At 40.0% G+C, this 2,105-nt stretch carries 2 protein-coding genes; one reads left to right on the top strand and one right to left on the bottom strand.

Annotation, left to right across the window (positions count from 1 at the left end; all coding sequences use genetic code 11):
• Positions 1-98: 98 nt before the first annotated feature.
• Complete coding sequence (locus tag VK097_RS04410; protein ID WP_324210592.1) at positions 99-1,307, bottom strand: glycerate kinase family protein; 1,209 nt, start codon at positions 1,305-1,307, stop codon at positions 99-101.
• 234 nt (positions 1,308-1,541) lie between these two features.
• On the opposite strand from VK097_RS04410, the gene VK097_RS04405 reads away from it, so the two are divergent.
• A partial coding sequence (locus VK097_RS04405) for an alkaline phosphatase (protein WP_324210591.1) occupies positions 1,542-2,105 on the top strand: 564 nt, incomplete at its 3' end.

Raw genomic sequence — 2,105 nt, 5'->3', positions numbered from 1 at the left:
TTAAAATAAAGATAGCGAAAAGAATATGGATGGCTATAATAATTTTTAATCTGGTAGAAAGCCTGTTGATAAAATCGAAAAAAGTATTCTTCTTATCCTTATGCCTGTCTAACCTTGTTGCCATAGGCGTATATCCTTTCTCTGGAATTGGTCTTTTCACTCATTTTCATTCCAATCGTAATTTGGCGTAAAATGCATTCGACACTGTCTTCTATCCATTTTGGTGCTTTGATCATCGCCTGTTTTAATGTTACCGGTTTTTGGGTGATACTTAAATAAGCATCAATCCCTGCAGCGTAATTAAGTTCTGCACCCTGGCCGACTGTTCCGGTTATTGCAACTACAGGAATGCCATACTTTTTGGCAATCCTTGCTACTTCACATGGAATTTTTCCATTTGGTGTTTGAAAATCAAGACTTCCCTCTGCTGTAATAACAAGATCAGCTGATGCTATTTTGTCTTCCATTTGGATAAAGTTCATAATCAAATCAAAGCGCGGGTATAATTTGGCACCGGTAAATGCAAGCAGTCCGGCTCCCAGTCCTCCTGAAGCACCACTTCCCGGAGCATGGCGCACATCCATACCCATAGCTTGTTCAATTAATGAAGCATAATGTTCCAATGCCAAAGATAACATCTCGACTTGTTCCGGACTAGCACCTTTTTGTGGACCGAATACTCTAGCGACGCCCTGTTTACCACACAATACGTTTGTCCAGTTACAAGCGACTTCAATTTCAATATCTGGTAATCTATTATCGGAATAAGTTGCGTCGACAGAAGTCGCCTTTAACAAATCTTCACCGCCATTTATATTAATCACACGGTGCTCATTATCCAGAAAGCGGAAACCAAGCGCCTGTGCCATACCTGCACCTCCATCCGATGTGCCTGAATCACCGCATCCAATCAGTATTTTATCAACCCCCATATCGAGTGCATCAGTGATTAATTCTCCTACACCATAGGTCGTTGTTTTTAATGGATTTCTTTGATTATTCGGCACGAGCTTCAATCCAGCAACAGCTGCCATTTCTATTACTGCGGTTCGTTTGTTTCCTTCTACAAAAATGCCATAATAACTCTCAATCTTCTCACCGATCGGACCGGTAACTTCTTTATAAATCAATTCACCGTTCTTAATTTTACTAATTGCTTTGGCAAATCCCTCACCGCCATCAACCATTGGAATCATATCTGTTTCTATAAATGGATCAAAACGCTTTGCCCCACTTTCCATTGCATGAGCCACTTCCTCTGCATCAAGGCATTCTTTAAAACCCGAAGGTATCATAATAACTTTCATTCTTGCTTCCTCCTCGAAATGATTTGTTACTTAGAATAGTACCCTTGGTAAATTAAGGGATAGTTAGGAGGACATTAAAAATTGCTGAGAAAAATATCATTCATGTAACAAAAGTGTAAAGTTCATATGGAATTCTTGGAATTTACAAACTCTTTACACTCAATTCATACTGGCTCAACACTCATAAGTTAGTATAAAGATAGAGTAAATACTAGTTTGAAAGGATGATACAAATTGTTCAAAAAGGCAGGAGTAATCTTACTTAGTTCAGCACTATTATTTACAGGCGGCATTCTGGCGTTTGGGCCAGAGCAAGGGGAGGCTGAGAAAATCCCACCACCTCAGGCAAATCAAAAAGTCGAAAATGTTATCTTTATGGTTCCGGATGGGTATTCAGCTTCTTATGCAACAAACTATCGCTGGTATAAAGGAGAAGAAACAGTACTAGATTCCATGCTAGTTGGAATGATGCAAACCCATTCGGCAAATTCAGAAGTAACGGATTCCGCTGCAGCCGGGACAGCGATGGCTACTGGAGAGAAAACAAATAATGGAATGATCAGCATGTCTCCTGAAGGTAAGGAGCTGGATACGATTCTTGAAGCAGCAGAGGAAAGGAAGCTGTCTACAGGTTTAGTTGCAACTTCCACGATTACACATGCAACTCCAGCTGTATTTGCTTCCCATGTAGATGATAGAAATAATGAAGCAGCAATCGCACCGCAAATATTGGAAAATGATGTTGATGTTATTTTAGGCGGTGGAAAAGAAATCTTTTTACCTGAAGCTAAAGATGGA

This window comes from Lentibacillus sp. (genome assembly GCF_035301675.1).
Taxonomy (GTDB): Bacteria; Bacillota; Bacilli; order Bacillales; family Amphibacillaceae; genus Lentibacillus.
The sequence above is the reverse complement of the archived record's forward strand: the minus strand, read 5'-3'. Positions and strand labels throughout refer to the sequence as shown.

Coding starts and splice junctions, on each gene's coding strand:
- VK097_RS04410 (WP_324210592.1), bottom strand. CDS start 1,307: ATGAAAGTTATTATGATACCTTCGGGTTTTAAAGAATGCCTTGATGCA.